This window comes from Sorangium sp. So ce693 (assembly GCF_051521375.1).
Lineage (GTDB): Bacteria > Myxococcota_A > Polyangia > Polyangiales > Polyangiaceae > Sorangium > Sorangium atrum.
This window is the reverse complement of the sequence record NZ_CP150347.1, coordinates 2,356,527-2,383,091: the sequence shown is the minus strand read 5'-3', so window position 1 is coordinate 2,383,091 and position 26,565 is coordinate 2,356,527. Positions and strand designations below refer to the sequence as shown.

Annotated in this window: 20 protein-coding genes; 6 read left to right on the top strand and 14 right to left on the bottom strand. The window is 70.1% G+C overall.

Going from position 1 to position 26,565, the window contains the following annotated elements; translation table 11 throughout:
• Positions 1-278 precede the first annotated feature (278 nt).
• Together WMF14_RS09120 and WMF14_RS09115 are read left to right on the top strand one after the other, a co-directional pair.
• Complete coding sequence (locus tag WMF14_RS09120; protein ID WP_437800121.1) at positions 279-1,679, top strand: hypothetical protein; 1,401 nt, start codon at positions 279-281, stop codon at positions 1,677-1,679.
• Positions 1,676-3,550, top strand: coding sequence for a prolipoprotein diacylglyceryl transferase (locus WMF14_RS09115; RefSeq protein WP_437800119.1), 1,875 nt, complete (start codon positions 1,676-1,678; stop codon positions 3,548-3,550). Before WMF14_RS09120 ends, WMF14_RS09115 begins: the two co-directional genes overlap by 4 nt.
• Positions 3,551-3,727: 177 nt before the next feature.
• On the opposite strand, the gene WMF14_RS09110 is transcribed toward WMF14_RS09115, so the two are convergent.
• Both WMF14_RS09110 and WMF14_RS09105 read right to left on the bottom strand, forming a co-directional pair.
• The gene (locus tag WMF14_RS09110; RefSeq protein ID WP_437800117.1) at positions 3,728-4,312 is read right to left on the bottom strand and encodes an O-methyltransferase; all 585 of its coding nucleotides are present in this window, start codon (positions 4,310-4,312) and stop codon (positions 3,728-3,730) included.
• A 281-nt stretch (positions 4,313-4,593) separates the two neighbouring features.
• A complete protein-coding gene (locus tag WMF14_RS09105; RefSeq protein WP_437800116.1) occupies positions 4,594-6,153 on the bottom strand; it encodes a hypothetical protein in 1,560 nt (519 codons plus the stop codon).
• A 124-nt stretch (positions 6,154-6,277) separates the two neighbouring features.
• On the opposite strand from WMF14_RS09105, the gene WMF14_RS09100 reads away from it, so the two are divergent.
• Positions 6,278-7,972 carry a recombinase family protein gene (locus tag WMF14_RS09100; protein WP_437800114.1) on the top strand — a complete coding sequence of 565 codons (1,695 nt, stop codon included), beginning with the start codon at positions 6,278-6,280 and terminating at the stop codon, positions 7,970-7,972.
• A 474-nt stretch (positions 7,973-8,446) separates the two neighbouring features.
• On the opposite strand, the gene WMF14_RS09095 is transcribed toward WMF14_RS09100, so the two are convergent.
• The 7 genes from WMF14_RS09095 to WMF14_RS09065 form a co-directional block, all read right to left on the bottom strand.
• Positions 8,447-9,961, bottom strand: coding sequence for an arylsulfatase (locus tag WMF14_RS09095; protein ID WP_437800112.1), 1,515 nt, complete (start codon positions 9,959-9,961; stop codon positions 8,447-8,449).
• A 521-nt stretch (positions 9,962-10,482) separates the two neighbouring features.
• Entirely contained in the window at positions 10,483-12,366 is a 1,884-nt protein-coding gene (locus tag WMF14_RS09090; protein ID WP_437800110.1) for a chloride channel protein, read from the bottom strand.
• Between the two features lie 425 nt (positions 12,367-12,791).
• On the bottom strand, positions 12,792-14,873 hold the full coding sequence (locus tag WMF14_RS09085) for a DUF2169 family type VI secretion system accessory protein (RefSeq protein ID WP_437800108.1): 2,082 nt from the start codon (positions 14,871-14,873) through the stop codon (positions 12,792-12,794).
• 3 nt (positions 14,874-14,876) lie between these two features.
• The gene (locus WMF14_RS09080) at positions 14,877-15,284 is read right to left on the bottom strand and encodes a PAAR-like domain-containing protein (protein WP_437800106.1); all 408 of its coding nucleotides are present in this window, start codon (positions 15,282-15,284) and stop codon (positions 14,877-14,879) included.
• 24 nt (positions 15,285-15,308) lie between these two features.
• A complete protein-coding gene (locus tag WMF14_RS09075) occupies positions 15,309-16,007 on the bottom strand; it encodes a DUF3540 domain-containing protein (RefSeq protein WP_437800104.1) in 699 nt (232 codons plus the stop codon).
• A gap of 40 nt (positions 16,008-16,047) precedes the next feature.
• Positions 16,048-17,124: a pentapeptide repeat-containing protein gene (locus tag WMF14_RS09070; RefSeq protein WP_437800102.1), complete on the bottom strand. Its 1,077-nt coding sequence runs from the start codon at positions 17,122-17,124 to the stop codon at positions 16,048-16,050.
• A gap of 84 nt (positions 17,125-17,208) precedes the next feature.
• Positions 17,209-17,646: a hypothetical protein gene (locus WMF14_RS09065; protein ID WP_437800100.1), complete on the bottom strand. Its 438-nt coding sequence runs from the start codon at positions 17,644-17,646 to the stop codon at positions 17,209-17,211.
• A gap of 72 nt (positions 17,647-17,718) precedes the next feature.
• Here WMF14_RS09065 and WMF14_RS09060 point away from each other — a divergent pair, with 72 nt between their 5' ends.
• A complete protein-coding gene (locus tag WMF14_RS09060; RefSeq protein ID WP_437800098.1) occupies positions 17,719-19,653 on the top strand; it encodes a hypothetical protein in 1,935 nt (644 codons plus the stop codon).
• 66 nt (positions 19,654-19,719) lie between these two features.
• On the opposite strand, the gene WMF14_RS09055 is transcribed toward WMF14_RS09060, so the two are convergent.
• The 4 genes from WMF14_RS09055 to WMF14_RS09040 all read right to left on the bottom strand — a co-directional run bounded on the left by WMF14_RS09055 (position 19,720) and on the right by WMF14_RS09040 (position 25,023).
• Positions 19,720-21,165 (bottom strand): type VI secretion system Vgr family protein, encoded by a 1,446-nt coding sequence (locus tag WMF14_RS09055; RefSeq protein WP_437800096.1) that lies wholly within the window; start codon positions 21,163-21,165, stop codon positions 19,720-19,722.
• 69 nt (positions 21,166-21,234) lie between these two features.
• The gene (locus WMF14_RS09050) at positions 21,235-22,899 is read right to left on the bottom strand and encodes a DUF2169 domain-containing protein (RefSeq protein ID WP_437800094.1); all 1,665 of its coding nucleotides are present in this window, start codon (positions 22,897-22,899) and stop codon (positions 21,235-21,237) included.
• The gene (locus WMF14_RS09045) at positions 22,896-23,645 is read right to left on the bottom strand and encodes a DDE-type integrase/transposase/recombinase (RefSeq protein ID WP_437800092.1); all 750 of its coding nucleotides are present in this window, start codon (positions 23,643-23,645) and stop codon (positions 22,896-22,898) included. The genes WMF14_RS09050 and WMF14_RS09045 overlap by 4 nt, the downstream gene beginning before the upstream one ends.
• Before the next feature lie 331 nt (positions 23,646-23,976).
• Positions 23,977-25,023: a LysR family transcriptional regulator gene (locus tag WMF14_RS09040; RefSeq protein ID WP_437800090.1), complete on the bottom strand. Its 1,047-nt coding sequence runs from the start codon at positions 25,021-25,023 to the stop codon at positions 23,977-23,979.
• Positions 25,024-25,036: 13 nt separating this feature from the next.
• On the opposite strand from WMF14_RS09040, the gene WMF14_RS09035 reads away from it, so the two are divergent.
• Both WMF14_RS09035 and WMF14_RS09030 read left to right on the top strand, forming a co-directional pair.
• The gene (locus tag WMF14_RS09035; RefSeq protein ID WP_437800088.1) at positions 25,037-25,234 is read left to right on the top strand and encodes a hypothetical protein; all 198 of its coding nucleotides are present in this window, start codon (positions 25,037-25,039) and stop codon (positions 25,232-25,234) included.
• A complete protein-coding gene (locus WMF14_RS09030) occupies positions 25,219-26,094 on the top strand; it encodes an NAD(P)-dependent oxidoreductase (RefSeq protein ID WP_437800086.1) in 876 nt (291 codons plus the stop codon). Before WMF14_RS09035 ends, WMF14_RS09030 begins: the two co-directional genes overlap by 16 nt.
• Before the next feature lie 180 nt (positions 26,095-26,274).
• On the opposite strand, the gene WMF14_RS09025 is transcribed toward WMF14_RS09030, so the two are convergent.
• A complete protein-coding gene (locus WMF14_RS09025; RefSeq protein WP_437800084.1) occupies positions 26,275-26,508 on the bottom strand; it encodes a hypothetical protein in 234 nt (77 codons plus the stop codon).
• Positions 26,509-26,565: the final 57 nt, after the last annotated feature.

The following is a 26,565-nucleotide window of genomic DNA, read 5'->3' as shown; positions in this document are numbered from 1 at the left end:
CGTCAGCCCCGTGACGGCGGCGGCCGAGCGCGGCCGGTCGCGTCTGCGGGTCGAGCGCTGAGACCCCCCTTCCTGCGGGATGGACGCCATGGCGGCTACACCGAGCCCCGGCTCGCACACAGGGATCCATCGCTCCCCCCTGGATCACGGCGATCTTCGCGGGGAGATCTTTTGGTACTGTCGTCCCAGGCGCCTCGCCTGCCGGATGCGCGCTTGCTCGGTCGAGCAGCGCGCACCGTGTCGGGCTTCGCGCGCCTGATGGGGTTCGAGGGAGGGGCATGCGAACAAAGGCCTTCATCGAGAGAGCGATGCTCCGTGCTGTCGCGCTGCTGGCGCTCCCGGCGCTCGGCGCGTGCGGGGCGGAGACACCGCCGTACGACGACCTGCCGCTGCGCGACGCGCTGAGCGCCGCGCCGGAGGTCCTCGCCGCCTTGCCGGAAGAGGTCCTGCACGACGTGGCGGTGCGGCTGGAGGAGGCGCACGGCGAGCAGGGGGACGAGACGGCGATCGACGGCGCGGAGATCGCGAGCGTCCCCGCGCTTGTCCGCAGCGCGGACGCGGCGCGGGACGAGCTGGGGAAGGACGCGGTCGTCCTCGGCGCGCTCGAGCCGTCCGAGGACGGGTTCGTGCTCCGCTCGGTCACGGCCGTTGCGGCGGGGCGCGGGCCCGAGGGGCCGCTCGATCGACCCGCGCCGGCCCTCGCGGGGCAGGCCGCGTCGCCGGAGACCGCTCCGCTGGAGGAAGCGGCGCTCGGCGGCCGGGCAGGCGAGATCCTGGCGGAGCTCGCGCGGCGCGCGGACGCTCATGATGTCGTCCGTGTCACCGGCCTGCCCGCTGGCGTCATCGCCCAGGATCACACGGTGTACGTCAACGCCGCGTGGCTCGTCGCGCTGAGCGCCCTCTCGCCCAAGGACGCGCCCGCGCTCCCTGCCCCCGCGGGCGGCGCCGCGATGCCCGCGTGGCCCCGGAGCGAGCCGCGATCCGTGCGCATCAACCCCTATCACCTCCCCTCGTCCGTCGCGGAGTGCGCCGCCGAGGTGCGGGACGTGTGCACCTGCGCCGTGGCCGGGCAATGCGAGCACGACCGCACCGACCCGACGTTCGCGGACGCCCAGGCGGAGTGTTCCTGGGTCAACGCCGGGGCGCTGAACGCCGAGGCGCTCTGCGTCCTCGCGCTGCTGAGCATCGACGGGGTCAAGGAGTGCGTCCTCTCCGCGGGCAGCGGCGCGTGCGCCGCGCTGCCGATCGCGGGGCGCGACGGCGCGACGGCGTTCGCCGGGGACGAGGGCTGCATGGCCGTGCTCGACCGCTGCCTCCAGTACGGCAGCCCGACGGTCCCGGCCGTCACCCCGAGCGCGCCGAGCGGCACGTCGGGCGGCGACGGCTGCGGCAGCTGCGGCGGGGGCTGCGACGGCTGCAACGAGGACGTCTCGGGTTGCAACCAGAACTGCAGCGACTGCAACCAGAACTGCCACGACTGCAACCAGAACTGCCGCGACTGCAACCAGAACTGCAAGGATGGCGATCCATCCACCGGCAGCAACTCGAGCTGCAAGCTGAGCGCCGGCCGGCGCGATCCCGGAGGAGGCCACCCGGGCGCGCCCGTGCCGCTCGGCGCCGCGTTCTGGCTGCTCCTGCCCGCGGGTTACATGCTGCTGCACATCCGGAGGCGGCCGTGAGCCGGGCGGTGATGCTCTGGCTCGAGCGCCACGGCCTGCCGCCGTGGCTCGCGCCGACCTACGCGGTGATGGTCGCCGTCGCGGGGCTCCTCGGGGCGGCGGCGTTCTTCTGGCTCGTGCGCCGGGATCGGGGGGATGTGGCCGTGGAGGGCCGCGCGCTCCTCTCGGGCTACGTCGCGGCGCTCCTGGGCGGCTACGTCTTCGAGGCGCTGCGCGCCGCGCCCGAGGCGCTCGCGGGGGGCTCGTGGGGTCCGATGCTCCACGCCGGCCGCGCCGCCTACGGAGGCCTCATCGCCGGCGTCGCCGTGGCCGGCCTGGTCCTCTACCGCAGCGGCGCGGCCGTGCTCCCGTTCCTCGACCGGCTCGTGCCCGGGCTCGGGATCACCTACGCCTGCGTGCGCACCGGGTGCTTCCTCGCGGGGTGCGATTACGGCCGCGTCACCGGGGGCGCGCTGGGCGTCCGGTTCCCCGCCGGCAGCCCCGCGGCGACGGACCACGCGGCGGCCGGCTGGGTGCCCCTCGGCGCGCCGAGCCTGCCCGTGCACCCCACGCAGCTCTACGAGGCGGCGCTCGGGGCGATGGCGAGCGCGATCGCCGCCCTCTGGCTCGTCCGGGGGCACCGGGACGGGCGCGCGTTCGGGACATGGCTCGCGCTCTACGCGGCTGGCCGGTTCTTCATCGAGCTCCTCCGAGGTGACGCCGGGCGCGGCGTGTACGGGGGGCTCAGCACCGGCCAGCTCGTCTCGCTGGCGATCCTGCTGGGGCTCGCGGCGGCCGTCGTGCTGGCGCGCCGCGCGCTGCGAGCGCGGCGCGCCGCCGCCGTGGCGCCCGCGCTGGTGGCGCTCGCCTCCCTGAGCCTCGCCGCGGGCGAGGCCGAGGCCCAGCCGGCTCGCCCCGCGCCGTCCGCGCCAGCAAAGCCCGAGGCGGCGAAGCCCGCGGCCTCGAGCTCAGCGCCGGCTCCGGCGCCTGCTCAGAGGCCGTCGCCGGCTCCGACGCCCCATCCGTACGCGCCGCCCCCGGGCGGGTACCCCGCGCCCTACCCTTACCCGCCGCCCTCGGGCGGCTACCCCGCGCCCTACCCCTACCCGCCGCCCTCGGGCGGCTACCCCGCGCCCTACCCCTACCCACCGCCCGCGGGCGGGTACCCCGCGCCCTACCCCTACCCACCGCCCGCGGGCGGGTACCCCGCGCCCTACCCTTACCCGCCGCCCTCGGCGGGCGGATACCCCTACCCGCAGCCGCCCGCGGGAGGCCCTCCCGCGGCCTACCCCTACCCGCCGCCGGCGGGCGGATATCCCGCGTCCCCCCCTCCCTCGCCCGCGGCTGCCGCACAGCCGCAGCGGCGCACCCCGGATACGCCGCCGGGGCCCGCCGCGGAGCAGCCCGCGACGGGTCATCAGGCGGAGGCCAACGCGCGGAGGATGGCGCTCTCGCTCGGGATCTCCGGCTACTTCGTGCCGGGGCGCTTCGCGGTGAAGGACGGGATGTCCGTGGATCTCGACGTCCTCGCGCGCCTCCGCCTGAGCGAGACGCGCCGCTTCGAGGTCGGCGTCGAGCTCCGGACCGTCTCGACCACCGACGTCAACCAGCTCGCGGTGGGCGCGCCGCTCCGGCTCGTGATGGGGGTCGGGTCGCACGTAGAGATGTCGGTCGGGATCACGCCGGGCTACCACCGCATCTTCTTCGACTCCCCCTATTTCGAGAGCGTCGGCGCCTTCGGCGCTCGCTTCGGGTGGGGGATCCAGTTCCCGATCACCTCGCACCTGCTCCTCGGCTTCTCTCCGCTGAGCTTCCTCGTGCTCGCCTCGGACGACGTGGACGCGCTCGTGGCGTACGAGCCCGGGCTCTGGGCCGGCGCCGGATTGCTGTGACGGACACCGCTGGAGCTGCCGGCAGCTCCTCGCGGGGCCCCGTCGTTCAGCGGAGGGACCGCCCCCACGCTGAAGGCGAGAGGCCCTTCGGCCGCTTGAGCTTCTCGTTGAGCGCGGCGACGAGCCCGAGCTCGTCGTCGGCCCCATGGCACGTCGCCTTGCGGGCGCGGCCGTTCTCTAGGCGCGACCGATCCTGGTCGCAATGATGAGCCCTGACGACCAGCAGAGCTTGGTCAGCACGAGATCCTGGCGTCGCTCGAGAGCGGCGATCAGCTCTGCCACCTTGGGAGCGTGGTCATCAGGCCAGTTGGGCTGAGGGAGCATGTCGTCGACGACATAGAGCCCGCCGGGCTTGATCAGGCTCAGCGCCTCGTCGAGGGCGTAGTACTTGCCCGGCCATGTATCGGCAAAAACGAGCTCGAATTGCTGACCCTGAACCGAGCGCAAGAACGCTTCCCCATCCATGTTCTTGAGCGTGAGGCGGGGGTCGCCTCCGAGGTGCTGGCGCGCCACGGCCTGGAGCTTCTCGTCGTGCTCCACAGAGACGAGCGTAGAAATGGCATTCATGCCATCGAGGATCCAGCACGTCGAGATGCCCGTGCCGGTCCCGAGCTCGAGGAAAGCGCCCGACTTGGCGGCGGCGAGCGTACGGAGCATCGAGCCCGTCTGCCTGTCGCTGGCCATGGGAAACCCGATCTCCGCGGTGGCCCGCTCGATCTCCTCGAGCACCGCAGGCGGCCTCAAATTCTCCAGCTCCTTCATCAGCCATCCTTCTTCACGCGGCCAGTCGCGCGTCACTCTACAGCACCTCGACCTGCCAGCCCCCTTGGAAAGAGCCAGCGGTGGAGGGCGTGCTGCGCGGGGGGGCGGCGGGGCAGGCCCCCACAAACCCCGAGCGCCGGCCCGCAGCGCAGCCGGTCGCCCCCCGATCTCGCCTCCCGCGCCCAGGGCAATAGCCCCCCAAAAGGCGCGAGTTTGTGGGACAGCCCCGCCGCCCCCCCGCGCAGCACGCCCTCCACCGCTGGCTCCGCTGCAGCCGGCTATCACTCCCCGAGCAGCGCCCGCGCGAGCGCCAGAGTCCGTGCGTTCGCGGACACGTTCTCGAGAAAGCTCCTCCGGAACGCAGGATCCTCGATCCTGGCCGCCCGTGCGAGCAGCGCGGCCCGCTCCTCGCGGAGAACCGCGCGCGCGCCCTCCGCGTCGCCGTTCGCGTGCAGCGCCTCGGCGTACAGCGCAGGGATCACCTCCTGCCGCAGCAGGAAGACCGTGCCAGCCTGCCGCTGGAGCGCGAGCGCCTCGCCGGCCATCGCGCAGGCCTCCTCCGTCCGCCCTTGCCGCAGCCGGATCTCGGCGAACAACGAGAGATGCACGGCCCCGGAGAAGGGCGCCATCGCCGCCGGATCCCCCGCCGCGCAGAGCTCCTCCTCCGCCCGGGCCAGCTCGCCGAGGAGCATCCGCCCCTCGGCGAGGAGCTGCCGCGGGATCACGCTCCGGCTGCGATCCCCGCGCGCGAGCATGTGCTGCAGCAGGCTGCCGGCCATCTCCACCGCTTCGGTGAGCCTGCGCCGCTCGAGGAGCGAGAGGATCCGGCACGTCACCGAGGTCGTGAACACGTAGTCGAGCAGGCCCTCGGTCGCGAGCACGCGATCGAGGCACTCGTCCGCGGCGGTCATGTCGCCGAGCCTCGTGTAATCGATCGCCACCAGCATCCACGCCCAGGGGACGAACAGCCCGCTGCCGAGGGACTCGGCGCGCCGCGCGGCGGCGAGGTTCGCCTGGAGCGCTCCCCACAGGTCCCGCGCCGCATGGCAGCGCCAGAAGCCGCGGGTGAACTCGATCCAGAGCGCCGCATGGAGATCGCCCTCGACGGCCGGCGCGATGACGAGATCGATCCGGCGCACGATCCGCTCCGCCAGCGCCGTCCTCCCGTCCCAGAGCAGGCTGAAGACGATCCGGGTCGCGAGCTCCGGGCTCAGGACGTCGACGGGGAGCTCCTCGGCCAGGAGGCGCGGGACCAGCACCTCCACGGCCCGCCGGTCGTCGCAGAGCGCGACGCAGTACATCGCGCCGCTCAGGGCACGCCAGGAAAGGAGGCTCCCGGGCGCGGCGAGCTCGAGCGCCTGGAGCGCGCTCGCGTGGGCGTGCGCGGCGTCGTCGGTCCAGATGAAGGCGTTCATCCGGAGCAGGTGGAGCTCGGCCAGCGGCTCGCCCTCGGCCCCGCAGGCGATCCCCCTCTCCACCGCCGCGAGCGCCGCCTGCACGTCCGCCCCGTGGAGCGCCAGGGTGGCGGCGCGCAGGTAGAACCCCCCCGCGCGCGGCCCATCCCCGCCCCGCGCGAAGTGCTCGGCCAGCACCATCGGGTCCTGCTCGCCGGCCGAGAGCAGCCACTCCCCGGCGAGCCTGTGCCCGACCGCCCGGTCTCGCTCGGTGAGCATCGCGTAAGCCCCCTCCCGCAGGAGCGCGTGACGGAACGCGATCTCCTCCTGTCCCGCGAGGCGCGAGCTCGGGCGGCGCTCGAGGATCTCGCGATCGAAGAGCTCCGCCAAGGCGTCCGCGTCGCTCGCCCCCGACGCCAGGGTGCGCGCGCCGACGAGCGCGCTCACGCCGCCGATCCAGAGCTGCGGAACTTTTAGTACACGCAATGGAGGCCGAAATTCCGGCTAAAACCGGCGATTTGCTCAGCCGGGCGGGCTGGAGCATGATCAACCTTTCGGACAGGTGAAACAAATGAAAGACGCAACCCCCAACGCCGCGATCCGGCGGACGCTCGGCTACCCGCGCGTCTCGACGAGGGAGCAGGAGATCGCGGGCGTCTCCCTGGACGCCCAGGCCGAGAAGATCGGCAACTACTGCCGGCTCCATTCGCTGCCGGCGCCGATCCTGTTCCCGGAGGTAGAGAGCGGCGGCGAGGAGAACGAGGCGAACCGGAAGAAGGTCGCCGCGCTCCTGGCGGACGTCCGCCGAGGGGACATGGTCATCGTCACCGACATCGACCGCTTCGGGCGCGACGTGGTCTTCATTGTCAAGAACGTTCGTCAGATCATGCGCAAGGGCGCCGTGTTCGTCGCCATTGACAAGGGGTTCGATTCGCGCTCGCCGATGGCAGAGGACACGCTCGCCAACTGGGCGGTCGGGGCGGAGCAGGAGCGCCGTCGGATCAAGGAGCGGACCGAAGGCGGGCGGAAGCACCTGCGCGCCCAAGGACACTTCGTCGAAGGGCATCCTCCGTTCGGCTACGAACGCCAGCCGAAGCCCAAAGGGACGAAGACGCCGCTCCCCCTCCGCGTGGTTCCGGAGCACGCCGCGGTGGTGCGTCGCATGTTCGCGCTCTGCCTCGAAGGCCATAGCGTGTTCGCGACCGCCAAGCGGCTCCGCCAGGAGTACGGCAGCATCAAGGCGTTCGGGCGCGCCTGGGTTCTTACCGCGCTGCGCAACCGAACCTACACGGGCCGTGTCGCAAAGACCAGCGTGCGGCCGAGCGCCACGCGCGGCGTCGTGCAACTTCCGGCCGAGTGGATCTCTGCACATGAGGCGATCATCGACGATGAGACATTCAACAACGCTCAGCTTGCGCTGAGAGGCCGGCGCCGCGGGAGGAAACCCCAGGACGCGTCTGCGACAGCCAACCACCTGCTTCGCGGCTTCTGCCGTTGCGCGGAATGCGGAGGTAGCGTTGCTGCCCGTCCGGTGGACCGCAACGGCCGACACAAGGTGGGCTACTACGTCTGCCGTGGCCATGTGGAGCAGAAGGAGAAAGGCGTCCGGTGCAAGCTCAGCGCATGGCTTCGCCAGCCGGACGCGGACGCCGCCGCAAGCGAGCAATTCTTGACGTTTGCTCGCTCGCTCCTCACTTCGCTGACTCGACCGCCGCGCCAGATCGAGAAGCCAGACTTTGCCGCCCAGCGCCGCGAGATCAAGATGTCGCGACAGCGAGTCGTGGAATTTGTCGCAAAGGGTCTCTTCACCGTCGACGACGTGAAGATGGAACTGAATCGCCTCGACGACGCGCTTGCAGCGATCGAGGCGAAAGAAGCCGAGTTTAAGGAAACAGCAGGCAACGATACCGTCGAGACGCGAAAGCACGCACACGCCTACGTCCAACAGATAATCGACGAGTGGAATGTTTTGCCACTGGACATCCAGCGAGCACTGATCCACTCGTTCTCCTCGAAAATCGAGGCAACGAAGGACAAGCAGATCAAGACCACATGGCGCGATCCGTCGCAGATATCAGCGGCGCATGGAGCGCAGGAATTGCCAGCGCTCCGCCCTGCGCCGAACGTCGCTGCGCTGCCCGCCCCCTCGCCCATCGCCTCGCTGTCCCCGATCGTCGCAGCGCTCCCTGCGCCGTCGATGTCGGCGCGTGACTATCTCGGCTCGCCGGAACCTGCCGTCGCTCCGATCGAGCGTCGGCAGAACTGACGCGCCGCTCGGTGGGGGGCAAGGTGCAGGCGGGCTGGCCGCGCGACCGAGACGAGTTGCTGCCTGGCGCCTGAGCGAGATCCTGGAGCGATGTTCCGGCCGCCCCGCGGCGCCGACGCGACCTGAACAGACCGAGCCTCGGTCGAACGCGCAGGCGGAGGCCGTCTCGCGTGGCCCCCTTTCAGGATCGCGCGTGCCCGCGCCGAGTCGTGGGCCGACACCGCCCTGCGTTCCGCATCGTCGACCACGGCGAGAGCCGCAAGGCACCGTGCCCATGGCGATGGCCGGGTGGTTACTCCTGGCCTGCCGGCTCGAGATCCCGGGCGAGGCGCTGGGCGAGAAGCTCACAGGGAGCGCAAGGATGATCCGAAACGTGCTTGTCCTCAACAAGAGGGTTTCTACCAGATCGCTGCTCGCCCTGTTCTGCCCAGCTGACGCCCAGCCGCGGCGGGAAGGGGTCAGGTCGCTCCGCCTTCAGTCGCCGTGAATGCGGTTCTGGTTGAGCTTCTCCAGCACGCGGTCGAGGTTGAACGACGCCGGCTTCTGCCGGGGAGGGAACTGCTGGAGCGACTCGAGGAGCTTCGCGACGTACGCCTGGCAGGGCACGATCATGAACACATGATCGAGCATCCAGTCCCAGTACGTGTTCGACCCGTCGTCGGCCCGCTCGAACGGGTCGCGACGCAGGTTGAAGATCTTCGGAGTCCGCAGGTGGACGAACGGCTCGAGCCAGATCTGCAAGCGCGTGGCGCGCTGCTCCATGAACACGAGCTTCCAGTCGTCGTACCGGATCGCCAGGAGATCGCCGTCGTCGCCGACGTAGAAGAACTCCCTCCGCGGGCTCTCCTCCACCTGCCCGGTGAAGTAGGGGAGCATGTCGTAGCCGTCGAGGTGCACCTTGAACTTCTTGTCCCCGGCCTGGTGGCCGTGGAGGAGCTTGTCCTTGATATCGGGGACGCCCGCCGCCGAGAGCAGCGTCGGTAGCCAGTCCTGGTGGGAGACGATCCCGTTGAGCACCTTGCCGGCCGGGATCTTCCCGGGCCACCTCACGAACGTGGGCACCCGGAACGCGCCCTCCCAGTTCGTGTTCTTCTCGCTGCGGAAGCAGGTGATGGCGGCGTCCGGCCAGGTGTTGAAGTGAGGCCCATTGTCGGTGGTGTACAGGACGATGGTGTCGTCGGCGATCCCGAACTCGTCGAGCTTGGCGAGGACCTTGCCGATGTACTCGTCATGCTCGACCATCACATCGTTGTAGCGGCCCTGGCCGCTCTTCCCCCGGACCTTCTCCTTGGGGTGGGTGCGGAAGTGCATGTGGGTCGTGTTGTACCAGACGAAGAACGGAGCTCCGTCGCGGTGGGCGCGCTCGATGAAGTCGAGGCACCGGTCCGTGATCTCGTCGTCGATGGTCTCCATCCGCTCGCGCGTGAGCGGGCCGGTGTCCTCGATGCGCCCATCGGCGAAGCATTGGAGCACACCCCGCGGCCCGAACCGCTTGCGAAACGATGGATCCTTCGGATAGTCGGGGAGCTCCGGCTCCTCCTCCGCGTTCAGGTGGTAGAGGTTGCCGAAGAACTCGTCGAAGCCGTGGTTCGTGGGCAGGTGCTCGTCCCGGTCGCCGAGGTGGTTCTTGCCGAACTGCCCCGTCACGTAGCCGAGCGGCCTCAAGAGCTCGGCGATCGTCGGGTCCTCGGGCTGTAGGCCGACCGCGGCGCCGGGCATCCCCACCTTGGTGAGCCCGGTGCGGAGCGGGTTCTGGCCGGTGATGAGCGCGGCTCGGCCAGCGGTGCAGCTCTGCTGACCGTAGTAATCCGTGAAGGCGAGGCCCTCCTCCGCGATACGATCGATGTTCGGGGTGCGATACCCCATCATCCCGCGGTTATGGAAGCTGATGTTCCAGATGCCGATGTCGTCGCCATTGAGGATGAGCACGTTGGGCTTGCCACCGGGCTTCCTCGTCGTCGTCGGAGTCGCCGTACCAGGTGTAGACATGGCGATGGAATGGCACACGAAGGGTGCCTGACAAGTCGGGAGAACCCGCAACGGGCGCACCGAACATGGGCTCCGCCGTAGGTAGTTCCTTGATCCCATGATGGAAGCTGGCCTTCGCGCCGTCCTCACTGCAGCCAGTGGAACTACTTCCGCCGCCCTCGTCGGTGGAGCCGCCGTCCCATCGAGTCCGCCTCGACGCTCGAGCTGCAGTGGAGACAGAGCAGCGCGAGGGTGAACACGGGAGTCGGCTGCCATCGGGTCAATGTGCGAAGGAAAGATCTCGTGGGGAGCACCTAGAACACGCGTGGGCGCTGTGAAGCGGAAAAGGAGCGCTCCCTCCTTCAGGCGCAATGTCCCGGAGGGCCGCGGCGGGCTCGATGCAAGCGTCCGCCCTGGCAGGCTTGGCAGCAACCGTTCCATCGCCGCTCCGCGCAATCCGGGCGCTTTCGCCGCAAGCGCAATGGTCAGGCCGCGTCGACGTGCAGCGGCTAGACGAGCGCGGCGGCTCCAGCACTCGAAGTTCAGCCGAGCACGATCGGTGTTTCGTCTGCGCGCGCAGGCCTCGTGGTCGCCTCCAGATAGGCCTTTCCAATGTCGGCCTCGTCCACGAACCCGACGATCGCGCCCTCGCCGTCGACGACCGGGAGCTCGCGGACGCCGTGCGCCACCATCACCTCGGTCGCCGTCCGCAGATCGTCGGCGACCGTCACGTCCGCCGGCGGTTGCATCGCGTCGGCGGCCACGGTCATCCGCTCGAGGTCGTGCTCCACCGCGACGATGCGGAGCGATTCGCCGGTGATCATGCCGACCATCTTGCGCGACGTATCGAGCACCGGGAAGACCTCCTGCCAGCTAGCGTCCGCGGCTTGCAGGAGCATCTCGCGGGCCGGCGTCCCCGGCGCGAACGTCACCAGCGCGCGCGCCTCGATCATGATCTGCCGGACGCGGATGGTCTTGAGCACGTCGAGCGTCGGCACCGGGTGCGCAGGAGACTCGCGCTGGGTGGGGAGCTGCGCGTGGTAGAGCGAGTGCTTCCGCAGCGCGACGAAGGCGACGCCCTCCGCGAGCATCAGTGGGACCAGGAGGTCGTAGCTGCCGGCCAGCTCGCAGACCATCACGAGGGAGCTCACCGGCACGTGCGCGATGCCGCCGTAGAACGTGCCCATGCCCACGAGCGCGAAGGCGCCCGGATCGATGCGCGGATCGTTGAAAAGCAGCGCCGCCGCGCGCCCGAACGCGCCGCCGAAGAGCCCGCCGATGACGAGCGACGGAGCGAAATCGCCGGCGCACCCGCCGCTGCCGAGCGTGAGCGACGAGGCGACGATCTTGGCGGCGCAGAGCAGGAGCATGAGCTCCACGCCGCGCCAGCCCGGATGGAGCCACGACGCCCCGGTGATCGCGACCTGGACGGCGCCGTATCCGCCGCCGAGCAGCCCGAGCCCTTGCCCGGGGCTCTCGATCCTGCGGCCGACGAACCAGAGGACGGGCACGCAGAAGAGGCTCAGCGCGAGCCCGCCGAGCCCTGGGCGTGCCCAGGGGGGGACCGGCAAGCGCGCCGCGAGCGCCTTCACGCCGCCGAGGCACTTCAGGAAGCCGATCGCGACGAAGGCCAAGAGCAGCGCGAGCAGCGCATACAGCGGGAGGTGCGACGGGATGAACGCATACTTGGGCGCGTGCGCGAAGAGCGTCGATTCGCCGTAGAACGAGATGAAGACCGAGTAGGAGACGACGCTGGCGAGCAGCGCTGGGATCAGCGCCTCCGCCTCGAAGTCGTCGCGGTAGAGCACCTCGACGGCGAGCAGGGCGGCGCCGAGCGGCGTGCGGAAGATGGCGGACATCCCTGCCGCGACCCCCGTGAGCATCAGGATGCGATGCTCGCGCCGGCCGACCGCGAGCCCACGCCCCACCAGTGAGCCGAGCGCTCCTCCGATCTGCATGGTCGGCCCCTCGCGACCGCCGGCGCCACCCGAGCCGAGCGTGAGGATCGACGCGAGCGCCTTGACCCACGCGACCCGCTTGCGCATCCGGCCGCCGTGGTGGTGGAAGGCCTGGATCATCGCGTCTCCGCCACCGCCCGCGGCCTCGGGGGCGAGGCGCCAGGTGAGGATGCCCCCGGCCAACGCTCCGAGCGCCGGGATCGCCAACAGCAGCCAGAGTCGGACGCTCCGGTGCTCGGAGCCGCCGCTGCTGAAGATCGCCTCGCCGTGGGCTCGAAGCCGCGCGTAGCCGGCGAGATGGCCGAGGAGCAGCTCCTCGACGAGCTCGAGGGCGCCGAAGAAGAGCACCGCGACCAGGCCCGCGATGGCCCCGACGAGCACGGCATGCAGGATCGTGCGCCCAACGAGCCGGAGATCGAGGGGCGCGATTTCGGAGATGAGCGCGGAGAACGGGCGCAACCGTCGCATCACGCGGGTGCGATTTGCTGGGACTGGTTCCGGCATGGCGATGGTCATGGTCACGTCCGGGCGCGGGCGCAACGAAGCTGAGGAAGTCCGGTGCACGCTGTGCACACCGCCCTGACGGATGCGTCAGATCGCCCTATCCGCGCCCAGAAGGCGTGCGTCCCCGGTGGCCGTCCAGTACATCCGACAGCCTGACGGGCTCAGCGGTCCATACGGCGCCGAGAAGCGGGCGCATGGCGGATGAGGACGCCGGGGGCCCGGTTGAGTGGCCGTCTGATGGCGCCGGTCCGCCGCCCATCCAAGGCGCCGGGCGCGCGACCCCGGAACGACCAACGCCCTCCGCCGCGGCGTCGGCCGCTGTCGAGGCATCGGCGGCAATCTCCGGTCTCCGCCTCCAAGGCCGGGCTCCGAAGGCGCCCGCCTCCCGCCTAGCTCCTGGCAAGCTTCGAGCCTGCCACGAGCGCCTGATCCAGGCGCGTCTGATCCAACGTGGCCTTCAACGTCTCAGCCGAGTAGAGGTTCGCGCCACGAAGATCGGCATGGCTCAGATCGGCGCTCTCGAAATCGGCCTCCATGAAGTTCGCCTTGACCGCGTGCGCCCCGGAGATCCTGGCATGCCGGAAACGGGCGCCCTTGGCCGTCACCCGATGGAGCACGGCATGATCAAGCGCGCTGTGCGAGAAGATCCCGGCGCTCAGATCCGCTTCCATGAAGTTCGCCGACCGAAGCTCGGCGGCCTGAAACGAGCACCCGGACGCCCTGACGCGCTGAAATGAGCCCTTCGACAGCTTCGCGTCATCCGCCCTGAACCGCACCATCGACGCGTCATCGAACGTCGCCTGCTCGGCCGCACAATCATACATCTGCGCGTCGTCGAGGATCGCGCGCCGAAACGTCGCGAGGCGCAGCGTCGCGCCCGAGAACGTCGCGCCGGCGGCGCTGGCCCCGTCGAAGACGACGCCGATCAGCGTCGCGTCGGCCAGGTTGGCTCGCGCGAGCTCCGCACCATCGAACGCTGCCCCGGAAGCGCTGGCATCGGCGAGCGTCGCATCGGCGAGCCTCGCGCCCGAGAAGATCGCATTCGTCAGGTTCGCTCCGGAGAGGTTCGCTCCGGTGAGGTTTGCGCCCTTGAAGCTCGCGCGCGCCGCCGAGACGCGGTCGAGATCAGCACCCGCGAGATCCGCGCCGTCGAAGAGCGCCCCCTCGAGCCTGGCCCCGCTGAAACGCGCGCCCGTGAGGTCCTTGCCGCGAAAGTCCATGTCGGTGAGGTCGCAATGAAAAAAGCTCATGCCCGACAGGACGGCCCCGGAGGCCACGAGCGCCGCTGCCTCCTCCCTCGGCATCGCGGGCGGAGGCGCTACCGGCCCCGCCAAGAAACCATCCTCGGCGCTGCCGACAGGCGGCGGCGCCTCGGGGTCAGGCGCCTCCGAGACCCGAGGCGCCATCTCGCCCTCGATCCGGGCGAGGAGTCGCTGCTGTATCGTCTCGATGGCCGCCTTGGCATGAACATCCTCCATGCACGCATAGAGCAGCGCTATCTCAGGCGCGGCCTCACGCGTGACATGGAGGATGCCACGCCACGTCAGACAGACCTTCAGCGCGTCCGCGTCGAACCACACCGTGTCCAGGTTCAGAGGGATCTCCCTTAGCTCGCCGCCTGCCTCGCGGGACCGCTGCGCGAAGGCCCGAGGCGCGAGGCCAGGGAGCTTGCCGTTGATCACCGAGAGCCTGGGGTGCACGCCCGCCAGATAAAAATCCTCGTCGCCGCGCGGATAGGCGATCTGCTGCTCGGGCGGCGCGGCGTTGAAGTACCTCCAGTCGAAGTCTCGCGGGAAATACGGCCATCGCTCCTTGAGCCAGGTGCCGTCGTACGTGCCCAGCCGCGAAGCCCGGAGCGCCCAGGTGGCGGGGACCGGCGCGAAGCACACCGGCGCCGGGCGATCCTGCTCGCCGCGAAGCAGCTTGTCCCCTCGCTCCAGGTTCGGCAGCCAGGGGCCGGCGACCCCCTGGACGAGACCCCTGCCGACGGGGTTCTCGCAGTGCCCCGGGCCGCCAAAGGCCCGCTCGTAGCGGAGCGGGATGCGATCGAACGGGCTCGGCGCCGACGGCCCGCTCACCTGCCACTTTCGATCGCCGATCGCCGCCAGCGAGAGCCGCAAGACCTGGCCGAAGGCGAGCTGCACGTTCGTGACGCCGGAGCGCTGCGGCTGCGCGTACGCGTGCCCCACCATCAAGACATCAGCGCTCGGCTTGAAAGGCGCATGGTCGGACGCGTACCTGAGGGTCCCTCGTGGATCGTCGTCGAAATACACGTCCCCGGTCGGGGGCTCCTGATCGCTCTCGGGGAGCGGCTCGGCCCGCCCCTCCGGGACGATCGTCATCGCGCTCTTGATCACCACGACGAGCGCGTCCTGCGGCGGCAGGAGCTGCCACGGGCGGACGGCAGCGGCGATGGCGCCCTCGGTGACGATGGGCACGGTCTCCCCGCGGCGAACCGGAAGATCGACCATGGCTCAGAGCGCGACCAGGACCTTGGCCTGGCTCGGAGAGTCGTGGAGCCCCGCCGGCATGTTGGCGTTGGCGCCGTTGTGCGCCGTCTGGGCGGTGAGGTACACAGCGCCCTTCCCCTCGATCTTGACCTTCGAGCTGCCGCGCTTGAACACCACCTTCTGCGCCACCGTCCCGGAGACGAGACCTCCCGCGGTCCCCGCCTGATCGCCGGTGCTGGTCGGTATCTCGGACATCTCGACGACAGCGTACTTGTTCTCGATCATCACCTTCGTCGAGGTCGCCGTGGCGTTGCTCACCATGGCCATGTTGGGGAACGGTACCGGAATGGGCGGGGCCGGCGGCGCCGGAACCTTGCATACGTCGGGCATGCCCATGCACGTACCGCCACCCTTCGATCCCGCTGGCATCATCGCGCTCGCTCCTTTTTCCCGCCGCTAGCCGAGCAGCACGCGCTCGCCGTCGATGCGCGTATCTTTCTCTGACGTGATCGTCGTCCGGCGTCCGAGCAGCTCGAGGGTGCTCGACACCAGCGTGCGAAGGCGTCCGGCGCGCGTCTCGAGGAGCCCTTCGACGTCGTGAAACACATCCATGGCGCGCTCGATGACGCGGCCGGCGCGCAGCTCCCACTGGCCCACCGCCCAGTCCGCCTTGACGGCATCGACCGCGAGCGCCCCCGCGGAGACGCGCGCCTTCTCGCTCGCCAGCGCGATCGACTCCTGCGTCAGCTCGATCTTGCTCCCGTCCACGCCTGCCGACAGGATCACGCGGCCGGCCGGCGCCGAGAGCTTGAGATCGGCCGTCGCCGAGAGCCTCAGCTCGCCCGTGGCCCCGTCCAGGCTCGCGACCAGCGCGCCTCCGGGATCGAAGAGCGCGAGCACCTGCCCCTCGACGGTCGCCCTGGCCCCGGAAGGCGCCACGAGCTGGGAAGGATGCGCGGCATGGACGACGCCCGTCACGTAGGCGGTGCCCGAGTCCGCCTCCTGAACGAGCACGCGATCGCCCGTCGTGGGGTGATAGCCCGGCACCGCGACGCGGGCTGTCCACTCGGTCTCCGAACGCGAAACGCCGCGCACGCGGAGGCGCCCCTCCTCCACGCCGAGCACGAGCGCCTCGGCCACGGGCTGGACGGACACTCCTCCTCGCTGCGCTGCCCGATGTCCTGTCTTCATTGCGTCACCCATTGGTAGAGAAATCTTCCGCAGCCGCTCGGTCTGGGTCGGTCCCGCGAAGGCCCGTTCTGCTCGCGCCCGAGAGCCGCGCCTGGCTCATGTTCGCGCGATGCGTGTTCGCGAAATCGAGGATGGCATGGGCCAGCGTGGCGTCGCTCAGGTCCGCGTGGGACAGGTCGGCCCACTCCAGCGAGGCGCCCTCCAGCGAAGCGCCCCGCAGATCGGCCCTGCCGAGCCTGGCCTGGCCCAGCTTTGCGCCTCGAAGCTGCACCCCCGGTGCGATGACGCGGACCAGCTCGGCGTCCTCGAGGATCGCCAGAGAGAGATCCGCCCCATCGAGCCTCGCCTCGGTGAAGTCTGCGCGCTTGCCCTGGAGGCCCATCAGCTTGGCTCGGCGCAGATCGGCCCGCGCGAAGCAGCTCTGGCCCGCCTTGACCCCGCGCAGATCGGCGCCCGCGAGCCTGGCGTCGGACAGGTTGGCGTCCTCGAGGCTCGCGCCATGGAAGCGCATCCCCGAGCCCTCGACCCGTTCCAGCAGGCACTGGCGAAGCTCGGTGCGCTCGTCCAGCTTGCATGTCGTGAGATCCGCGCCGGAGAAGTCCGCCAGAAAGAAGCGCGCCCCCCGCAGATCGGCCGCGCCGAGCGCGGAGCTCCCCACACGGCATGTCGTGAGATCCAGCCCTGCGAGCGACGCGCCCGCGAGCGTGACGTCCGAGAGGGTCGTCCTGTGGAAGCGGGCCTCGTGGAGATCGGCGCCGGTCAGATCGGCGCCCTCCAGGTTGGCCTCCACGAGGAGCGCCCGCGTGAGGCTCGCGCCGACGAGCCGGGCGTCGGCCAGGTCGGCGCCGGTGAAGTCGGCCCCGGCGAGCTCGACCCCCGCGAACTGGGCGCCGGTGAAGTCGGCCCCCGCGAGCTTGGCCCCCGCGAGCGACACGCTCACCCATTGCGTTCGCTGGAGGTCCATCTCGCGCAGATCGACGCCGGCGAGATCCACGGCCTCGACGCGCACACCCCACGCCCTGCCCCGAGCGCAGAGCTCCATCAGATGAGCGCGGCTCGTGACGACGGTGGTTGCGGTCATCGTGGCTCCTCGGCGCCGGCCCGGCGCACGCGCCATGCTACCGGAGACGCCGGGCGCCCAGGAGGAAATAACCCCTCCTCCGCGTCACGCGCCCTCGTCTTCCTTGGGACGCTTGATCCCGTAGAGCTGCCCGTCGCCGGCGTCGAGCAGCTTGAAACGCGGCTGTCGCATCTGCGGCGGAATATGCGCCTCCACGAAGCGGTTCCAGTTCGACGCCATCACGCAGAGCGCCTGGAAATACGTCTCGGGGTCGAGCCGCAGCGAGGAGACCACGCGCGCGCGCTCCGCTCCGGCGCGCCCATCGGGCGCGTTGCGGCCCGGGAACGGCGCGTGGTCGGTGAATACGACGGCGAACTGGCGCGGCGAGTGCAGGACCTGCACGCCGTTCGCCGCAGCGGGCGTCGCCTCCGTGGACCAGTCGATCGGCATCGCGCCCGGCTCGGCAGGGTTCACGGCGCCGCTCGCCTTCATGGCCTCTTGCATCGCTTTGATCGCGCTCTCGGCGTCTTCGGGGCTGCCCATCCGGGCCGTATAGCAGAAGGCTGCGCTTGGGGGTATGGGCCGGGGCCGTCTTCCGGCATAGTGGTCGCCGCCATGACGTCGACCCAGCCGACCGCCGACCCCACCAGCAGCTCGGGCTCATTGACCTTCTCCGCCGCCGCGCTGCGCTTCGGGCCCGTGCCCGCAGGGGCGGCCGACGTGAGCGTGGTCGTGGTGCAGAACGGCACGGACGAGGCGGTAAGCCTCGCGCTCGATCCCGGCACCGCCGAGTTCAGCGTCCTGAGCGACACGACGACCGTCGACGCCGGGCAAGAGGCCGAGTTGTTCCTGCAATACCAGTCGGCGGCCGAAGGCACGCACAGGGCGACCCTGACGGCGACAGGCCAGTCGGGCGAGCTCGGGCGCTGCGCGCTCTCCGGCACGAGCATCCCGAGCCTGGCGATCGAGCCCGGCGCGATCGCCTTCGGCGACGTGCCGGTCGGGCAGCGCCGCGTGGAGGTGCTCTTCGTCACGAACGCGACCGGCAGCGACGTCGAGCTCGTGCTGAGCCCGGAGAGCGGGGGCACGTTCACGATCTCGCCCGCGAAGGTGCCGAGCACGTCGGTGCCGACGGTGATCGCGGTCACTTACGTGCCTGATGCGATCGGCCCCGCCCAGGCCACGCTCCGCCTCTCGGGCTCGCCGCTCTCCGCATCGCTCTCGGGAGCCGGCGTCGACCCTGGCGACATCGAGTTCGTGGACGCGAACGCGCAGCGCTTCAAGGTCGAGGTGCCGTTCGACCACGCGCGCCTCTTCCTCGGGGCCGGCGTCCCCAGCAGCCCGGCGGGCACCTTCTCGAACGTCGACGGCTGTGGCCTCGACGCCGACTCGAACATCTACCTCAGCGCGCGCAACGGGCGTATCTTGGCGCAAGCGGGCGGAGACGTCTTTCTCCAGGCCGACGGCGGCGAAGCTGGAGACGGCTTCGCGCAGCTGCACCAGCAAGGATCGAGCGGGAAAGCGATCCTCAGCTCGAACGGCACGGCGTACGTGGCGGGAAAGGGCGGCGTCACCATCAGCGCCGGCCTCAAGGTCAAGCGGGACGACGGTGCAACGTTCGACAGCACGCCGGACACCGGGGCGATTGACGCCCTTGCAATCACCTTCACCGTGTTCGACATGCTCGTCGCTAGCAAGCTCGCCTACGACGCGGTGCAGAGCTACCGGGAAGATCGCGCCGAGACGCCGCGCAGGAAGCAGTTCCTGGAGATCGCCGGCGCGGCCGTGGCCTGCTCCGCCCCCGTCTTCGGCGCGTTGGGCGTCGCGACCGTGGTCCCGGGCGTCACGCTCTTCGGGGCGGGCGGCATCTCGATCTTCAGCCCCGCGTATACCGTCGTCCACGGCGTGGCGGGGCTCGCCCTCGTTTCCATGTACCCGGCGATCTTCGGCCTGGTCGACGCGACGATCTGGGCGGGGGACGACGTCGGCATCACGGCCGCGACGGGCTCCGTGAAGGTGTTCGGTAGCAAGTCGGTGAACGTGCACTCCGCGGAAAAAGTCTCGATCGAGGCGTCGACCAACAAGCACCAGAAGGGTGGCACGATCGAGCTCATGGGGAATAAATTCTCGATCGTCGGAATCGAGAACACAGCGCCGCCGACACCGAGCCAGATCAAGATGGAGGCGCAGTCGCTCGAGATCCGGATCGGCGCTGGCTTCATCACGATGGACGCCCAGGGCAACATCGAGCTCGGCACGGGCGACAACAAGATCACCATTGGTCCCCAAGGCATCAAGCTCAATGCCAATCGCATCACTGCCAGCGGCGGCGCGTCCCGCCTGAGGCTCGCCGAGGAGCAGGCGATGCTCCGGTTCGAGGGGGGCGGCACGCTGGGCATCGACAAGGGCATTGTCTGTCTGTACAAGGACCGTAACAACGGGGTGTACTTCGCGGAAGAGAAGGCCGTGGTGAAATACAACACAACGAGCAGACTTGAATTGGAGGCGACGGGCTCGTACCTCCATGGAAAACGCATCTTTGGGGTTTGATCCCGAACCTCCAGCGGTGGTCGTCGCTCTTCCCGACGATCTGGACCGCTGGGCTCCGCGTCGCGATCAGACGTAGTCGTCGAGCTCGACGACGATGCCCGAGACGGTCCTGATCTGATTGACGTGCGCGTTCGAGGCCGTGACCGGGGATGGCGCCGACTCGTTGGGGATGGCCCCGACGATGATCGGCCTGTCGGGATCGCCGTCGATGAACCCGAGCAGCACCTCCGTGCCCGGCTTGACAGGGAAATGCATGCCGTAGCCCGGTCCTGCGTGCGGCTGCGCCATGCGCACCGGCCGCGACGCCTTGGCGCCGCCGCCCGCCGCGGTGTCGAAATGGAACTGGACGGTGTACCTGCCCTTCGTATCGAGCCGCGCGTGCTGCCGGACCGCGTTCGACTCCACGACCCCGCTGAGAAGTCCGTGGATCCGCGGCCTCGGCGTAATCCTGGGCGGCCTGTACGCGCGGCTCGCCGGGATCGCGCGGAATGAGTTCCTGTAGAAAGGCGCGCTCTCGACGCCGCCGTGCATCCCCACGACCTGGCTCGCCTCGTGCTCGACCTCGACGAGCAGGAGGCCGCTCTCCTGCACGTGGGGGTGTCCCTCCAGCGTGAACCGGAGCCCGGCGCCGAAGGTGGGGATATCGCTCTCCCCTGCATAGACGTCGCGCGTGGACTGCCGCTCTTCGGCGCGGACCCGGGCGAAGAATTTCCCCTCCTCCGGCGTCTTGAAGTGCGTGCCGTACTCCACGACGCCTCCAGCGTACGCCACAGGAAGCTCGTGATGCGCGGTCAAGTCGATGCGCGGATTTCGATAGTTGTAGTCCTGCACGACGTACCCGGCCGGGATGAGGCATGTCTTCACGTGCAGCGAGAAGACGTCGCGCCGCTCGCCCCTGGGCCGGAAAGGCACGTCGCCGCCGTCGCCCACGGTGCCGAACCCCTCCATGTGATCGGTGAGCACCAGCACGTCGCGCTCCTCGTCGTGCTCGAAGAAGAAGCTGATCCCGAGGTGCTCCGTGAGGCGCGAGAGGAAGGCGAGGTCGCTCTCCCTGTACTGCACGACGAACTCGCGCGGCGGATAGGCCTCGATGAGCCGCTGCTTGAAATCCGACGCGATGCCCACGAGCTCGACCTTCTGCTGCACGATCTGGGGGATGGTGAGATCCATCGAGATCTCCTGCGTCTCGACCAGCGTGAGGCGCCACGCGCGCGGGACGAGGAGCAGATCGTAGCTCCGGTGTTCCGCCTCGACCTCCAGGTGGTCCACGAGGTCGGCGATCATGCCGTGAACACGCCGGATCACGACGCCGTCCCGCTCCATGACGATCGTCGCCTCGGCGCCCACGACCTCGTCCCTCGGCAGCCCCTCGGGATCGAGGCACACGATCGAGAGCTGGAACGAGAAGAGCTGCGAGATGGCCTCACGGCCGCGGAGCGTGCGGACCCGCACGTGATCGCAGCGGAACGCCGCGGATTCCAGGCGGATGGTGAGCGGGTGCTTGGCCGACATGGATATCAAGAAACCGCGGAATGCCGACCACGTCAAGCGACACGGTGATTCTCGCCCGAGGAATGGCCGTCACCGGGTGAAGCGGCCGTAGAGCACGCGCTTCACGTCCACCGAACGCTCGGGAACCTCGGGCGCTCGCGGCGCTGGCTGCGGCGACTCCCCCCCGGAGAAGACCTGCGGCTCTCCCGCATAACCCCTCCAGGGCGCGGCCCCGGCGGCCCGCGGCTCCGCGGGGCTCGGGGGCACCACCGGACCCGCCGGCGACGCCTCGGGCCCCGGCGCCGCGGGAAGCGGGCTATCGGGCAGCGGAGGCTCCGCGGCCGGCGAAGCAGCGCCGTCGCGTTCCGCGGCAGGCGCACGGTACGCGGGCTCTTCGAGGTCGGCGGGAGATGCGCCGCGGGCAGGGTGCGGCGCGCTGTCCGACGGGCGATTCACCACGAACGGCAGGGCGTCACGCTCCCGCCCCTGCGACCTCCTTTCCGTGGAGGTCGGGACCGGTTGCGTGAGGAGGAGGTCTTCGCGTCCTCGGCGCGGAGGTCGAGGCGCCGGCGCCGGTGGAAGCGCTGGTGGCAGGTCCGGACGGAACGGCAGCGTGGCGGCCTTCGGGCGCGGCGCTCCCCAGGGCTCATCCGCCAGCGGCACGGTGCGGAGCAGGCGCGCCCTCGAAGGGTTGGCGCCGTGCCGCGCAGCGCCCGCGGTGATCCCGGCCTCCGGATCGCCGGAGACCGTCGGTATCGGCGCCGGGGGCACCTTGTCAGCCGGCGTCGAGCTCTCGGGCCATGACAGAGGCTCTCCCTCGACCTCCACGGACGCGACCACGCGCATGGACGCGAGCGCCGTGCGGCTGGGCAGCGCGAGGTGCCCGCGCCATACGAGCGTGCACCGCTCCTCGTCGGCGTCGATACGGAGCGTGTCCACGTCGAGCACGAGCGTCCCGTTCGCGATGCCGTGCTGGGTCAATCCGGAGATGCTCGCGAGGCCGCGCGCGCGTGGGACCCTCGTGGCGAGGCGCGGCACGAAGGGGCGTACCCCGTCGAGCACGATCCACTCACCGCCGCGCAGGCGGTCGAGCCGCTGATCGGGCGGCGCGGCCTGGAAGTATTCCCACGCGAAATCGTCGGGGATCTCCGCGAACGGAGCTTCGATGTTCGCCCTCTGGCACGCGCCGAGGAGCGTGCGCCGGGAGGGCCATGTCCCGCCGATCGGGCCGAGGCACGCGGGCCTGCGCGGGTCGGCAGGCGCGACGAGGTTGGGCTCCCCCTCACCGGGGAGCGCCCCCACGCCGACGGGGTTGTCGGCGTAGCCCGCCCCGCCGAACGCCCGCTCATACACGAGAGGGATCCGCTGGAATGGCGCGGTATGGCGGACCAGGAGCGACTTCTGCAAGAGCGTGCGGCCGCCGCCGGCCACGGTCAGGCCCACCTGCACCGACCGCGCAGGCGCTTTCGAGGGGGCATAGGCGTGTCCCGTCAGGACGACATCGACCTTGGTCAGGTGAGGTGCCAGATCGCGGGTGATCCGGGTGCTGCTGCTCGGGTCGTCGTGATGCGGGACGTCGTGCTCGACGATGCGCTCGGGCTCGACCCGTCGCATGGTGCCGTCGGGCACGAGGCAAAATGTCGCTTTGACCACGATCGTCGCGTGGAGCTGGCCCCGATGGCGCCAGGCGATGGCCGCGGCGGCGCAGCCCGGTGTGGTCGCGATCGCATCATTCGAAAACAGCCCGCCGCTCATTTCCTCTCCTCTCGTCGTCTCTCCAGGCGCCTGACCCGCGAGGCGTCAGGGTGCACCGGATATATCTTGACACCACGTTCCACAGAAGGAAATGGTGAACCTTCGCCCCTGTCAAGCTCAGCGGGGACCTGAGCGAGTCCCTCCGACCTCGTCGCGGAACCCCGGTCGACGTGCACCGTGAGCGGGCCGGGCCCGACGCCGTGACGAGCGACGATCTCTGCGAAGAGGTGCTCGGCGAGCTGCGCGTTCTCGCGCTCGACGACCAGCCAGCCAACGGTCATGGGACTGAACAGATCGAGGACGACGTACAGGCAGTTGAAGACACCGGGCAGCGGCCCACGCAGCTTGGTTATGTCCCACGTCCAGACCTGGTTGAGGGCCGTGGTGGTGAGCGTCGGCTTGGCATGCTTCATCGGCCCACGCCGCGTCCGTCGTTCGCCGCTCTCCCCGGACGCCGCGAGCAGTCGAGACATGGTGCGGATGGAGGCGAGATAGACGCCCCGCGACAGCAGCGTTGCGTAGACTTCCGGCGGGGGCTGGTCAGCGAACTCCTCGCTGTGCAGCACGTCGAGCACCGCTTGCCGCTCGGGATCACTGAGCCGGCGTGGGCTCGGAGCGGGCCTGGGCAGCGCGGGCGGCTTCGCGGGCCGGGTCTGCCGGTAGAGCGTGGCGCGGCTGACACCCAGTGCCGCACAGGCGTGCGCGACATGGGAGGTCGGGTCGTCGAGCTCTTCGATGACGTCCATCAGCGCTCTTCGTCGCTCGTGAGATTGATGCCCAGAATGGTCGAAATTTTTTCTGAAGATCGATGAGCTTCTCAGCGAGCCGCGCTGAGCGCTTCTCGAGCTCCGCGATGCGCCGGTCCTTCGCGTCCTGCTTCGGCTTGCCGCCGGGCTTGCTCCCCGCGAGAGGGTACTGGGAGCGCCTGTGACGGCTGAATGACGACTACCGGACGGACGCAGAGGAGACCGTGTTGATCCAGGTCGACGACACTTCCGGGAGTAGGGAGCCATGGGTGACCGCCGCCGCGCTTCGCAGCTATACGCCATCAGGCGCCTACTGGCGAGCATGCCGACGCTACCGGAACGGAGGATCGGCGGCTGACGTCTTCGTTCCTGATTCAACCCGTTTTCGCTCCAGTCGCGCGGCGAGCCCTGCGGCGAGATGCTCGGTCAGCGCGCGGACCGTTGTCGATGAGAACCGTCCAGGTGGGCTCAGCGCAAAGACCGGAGCCGGCGGCGTCACGAAGTCCTCGAGCAGCGGGACGAGTCGGCCGCGCTTGATATCGTCGCGCACGAGCCAGTCGGCGAGCAGCGCCACGCCGAGGCCCTGTCGCGCCATGAGTGCCACTGCCTCGCTGTTGTTGGCGGCGAAGCGACCACGGACAGGGACCGGGACGCCTTTGCCGGGATCCATCCCAAAACGCCAAACGGTCGACGCGTTCGCCTCGCCGTGAACGAGGCACTCGTGGGTCCGTAGGTCGCTCGGGGCGCTCGGGCGGCCGCGCGCTCTGAGGTACGACGGCGCGGCGACGAGCACGCGATCGCTGTCGGCGAGCTTCCGCCCGCGGGCGTTGGTGTCAGCGGGGACGCCGACGCGAATCGCCAGGTCGAACCCCTCGTCGACGAGGCTCACGTACCTGTCGGTCATCACGAGCTCTGCGCTCACCGCGGGGTGGCGTCTCAGGAAGTCGCCGACCGCAGGAACGATGAAGAGCCGACCAAAGACGACGGGGATGCTCATGCGGACACGGCCGCGCGGCTCCTGGTCTCTCTCGTTGAACTCGCCGCTCAGGTCGTCGAACGCCGCGAGCAGCTCCCGGGCGCGGGCCATCAGACGCTGACCGGCCTCTGTGACGCGAACCGATCGCGTCGTGCGCTCTACGAGGCTCGTGCCGAACTGCGCCTCGAGCTCGGCGACCCACTTGCTCGCGGTCGACTGCTTGATCTTGAGGTCCCGGGCGGCGGCCGCAAAGCTGCCTCGCTCGGCGAGTCGCGAGAACAACCGCAGCGCTTCAAGTCGATCCATCGTGCCCCTTTCGGAATAAGTCCTAGCACGAATGCGACATTTCGTCCCCTCCTGGAATGAGTTATTCCTGCCCCGTCGTCGATGACGACGACCCACCAGGAGGCAATCCGTGGCGACCACTGTTGACGAGCTCGACCCCACGCACACCTACGTCGACCTCGGCGTCCGGCATATGACGGTCACCGGCCTCGTGCGGAACACGACGCTCGAGACCGGTGGCGTGGCCGTCGGCGACGAGGGGAACATCACGACCTGCGGTTCCAGCGAAGCGTGCGAGCGACGGAGGACCCTGTGTGCAAGCGCATGAAGGTGGCGTTCCTCGGCCTCGGTGCGATGGGCGGGCGGATGGCCTCTCGCCTCGTGAACGACGACATTGAGCTCAAGGTCTGGAGTCGTTCGGGAGTACCGTCGTGGGCGTCGTCGCTGGGCGCGTTCGCCGCGCGAACGCCGGCCGATGCCTCCAGAGACGCCGATGCCGTCTTCGCGATGGTCACGGACGACGACGCGTCGCGCTCCGTGTGGCTCGACGACGATGTCGGCGCTCTGCGCGCGATGCGCAGCGGAGCGGTCATCGTCGAGTGCAGCACGCTGAGCCCAGGTTGGGTGTCGACGCTTGCCGGGCGCGCGAAGGACGCCGGACTCGAGTTCATTGATGCGCCCGTCGTCGGCTCTCGCCCACATGCCGAGAGGGGCAACCTGATCTTCCTCGTCGGCGGAGACGAGGCGGTGTTGGAGCCTCTCCGTCCGATTCTCGGTCGCATGGGCGGCGCGGTAAAGCACATCGGCGCCTCGCCCGCGGGAGCGTACGCGAAGCTCATCGTGAACACCTTGTTCGGCGTCCAGGTCGCGGCGCTCGCCGAGATCCTCGGGTTCGCGGCGCGAGCGCGGCTCGATACGGCGGCGCTGATGCACGCGCTGGAGGGGCTCCCGGTCCTGAGCCCCGCCGCCAGCAGCGCCGCGACGGGGATGCTGGCTCGTCGATTCGAGCCGATGTTCCCGGTGTCGCTCGCCGCCAAGGACCTGCGATACGCGCTTGAGGCAGCGGAGCGAGTCGGCGGCGACCTGCCGGTAGCCCGGGGCGCGAGCGAGGTGTTCGATCGCGGCCTCGCGGGCGGGCTCCGCGACGAGAACCTGACGGCCGTCGCCAGGCTCTACGACGAGGCGTGAGCCTCGGGCCGAGCTCTCCGTGTCCGACCAGGACCAACGGCAGATCCTGAAGGCCCCTCAGCCCTATCCGAGCGCGACCCCCCCCTCGAGCGCGAGGTCGTTGAGGAACACCGCGTCGGGCAAGTCGACGCGCTCGATTCGCCACACCCAGCCGGCAGAGGGCCGCCACGTCGCGCGTTGTCACCGCGCGCGGCGCGACGGGGGAGCGGCGCGCCCCGCCGCGTCGTCGAGTCCAAGGCGACGACGCATCGCCGCGGCCACCCGCTCGCGTGCCCAGCGGTGCGCAGGATCGGCCTGGAAGCGCTCGTGCCACAGCAGCGCGAAGGGGACCGGCGGCAGGGCGATCGGCGCCTCGCGGACGACCAGCCCCAGGACCCCGGCCACCTCGTGCACGAGGGGCATCGGCGCGTTCATCAGAAGATCTGAGCTGGCGACGATCGTCATGCCGGCGAGGAACGACGGCACCTCGAC

What these genes read in the sequence shown, in the direction of transcription:
- WMF14_RS09120 (WP_437800121.1), top strand. Translation starts at nt 279, where the DNA reads ATGCGAACAAAGGCCTTCATCGAGAGAGCGATGCTCCGTGCTGTCGCG.
- WMF14_RS09110 (WP_437800117.1), bottom strand. Translation starts at nt 4,312, where the DNA reads ATGAAGGAGCTGGAGAATTTGAGGCCGCCTGCGGTGCTCGAGGAGATC.
- WMF14_RS09100 (WP_437800114.1), top strand. Translation starts at nt 6,278, where the DNA reads ATGAAAGACGCAACCCCCAACGCCGCGATCCGGCGGACGCTCGGCTAC.
- WMF14_RS09095 (WP_437800112.1), bottom strand. Translation starts at nt 9,961, where the DNA reads ATGTCTACACCTGGTACGGCGACTCCGACGACGACGAGGAAGCCCGGT.
- WMF14_RS09090 (WP_437800110.1), bottom strand. Translation starts at nt 12,366, where the DNA reads ATGCGACGGTTGCGCCCGTTCTCCGCGCTCATCTCCGAAATCGCGCCC.
- WMF14_RS09085 (WP_437800108.1), bottom strand. Translation starts at nt 14,873, where the DNA reads ATGGTCGATCTTCCGGTTCGCCGCGGGGAGACCGTGCCCATCGTCACC.
- WMF14_RS09080 (WP_437800106.1), bottom strand. Translation starts at nt 15,284, where the DNA reads ATGATGCCAGCGGGATCGAAGGGTGGCGGTACGTGCATGGGCATGCCC.
- WMF14_RS09070 (WP_437800102.1), bottom strand. Translation starts at nt 17,124, where the DNA reads ATGACCGCAACCACCGTCGTCACGAGCCGCGCTCATCTGATGGAGCTC.
- WMF14_RS09065 (WP_437800100.1), bottom strand. Translation starts at nt 17,646, where the DNA reads ATGGGCAGCCCCGAAGACGCCGAGAGCGCGATCAAAGCGATGCAAGAG.
- WMF14_RS09060 (WP_437800098.1), top strand. Translation starts at nt 17,719, where the DNA reads ATGACGTCGACCCAGCCGACCGCCGACCCCACCAGCAGCTCGGGCTCA.
- WMF14_RS09055 (WP_437800096.1), bottom strand. Translation starts at nt 21,165, where the DNA reads ATGTCGGCCAAGCACCCGCTCACCATCCGCCTGGAATCCGCGGCGTTC.
- WMF14_RS09050 (WP_437800094.1), bottom strand. Translation starts at nt 22,899, where the DNA reads ATGAGCGGCGGGCTGTTTTCGAATGATGCGATCGCGACCACACCGGGC.
- WMF14_RS09045 (WP_437800092.1), bottom strand. Translation starts at nt 23,645, where the DNA reads ATGGACGTCATCGAAGAGCTCGACGACCCGACCTCCCATGTCGCGCAC.
- WMF14_RS09025 (WP_437800084.1), bottom strand. Translation starts at nt 26,508, where the DNA reads ATGAACGCGCCGATGCCCCTCGTGCACGAGGTGGCCGGGGTCCTGGGG.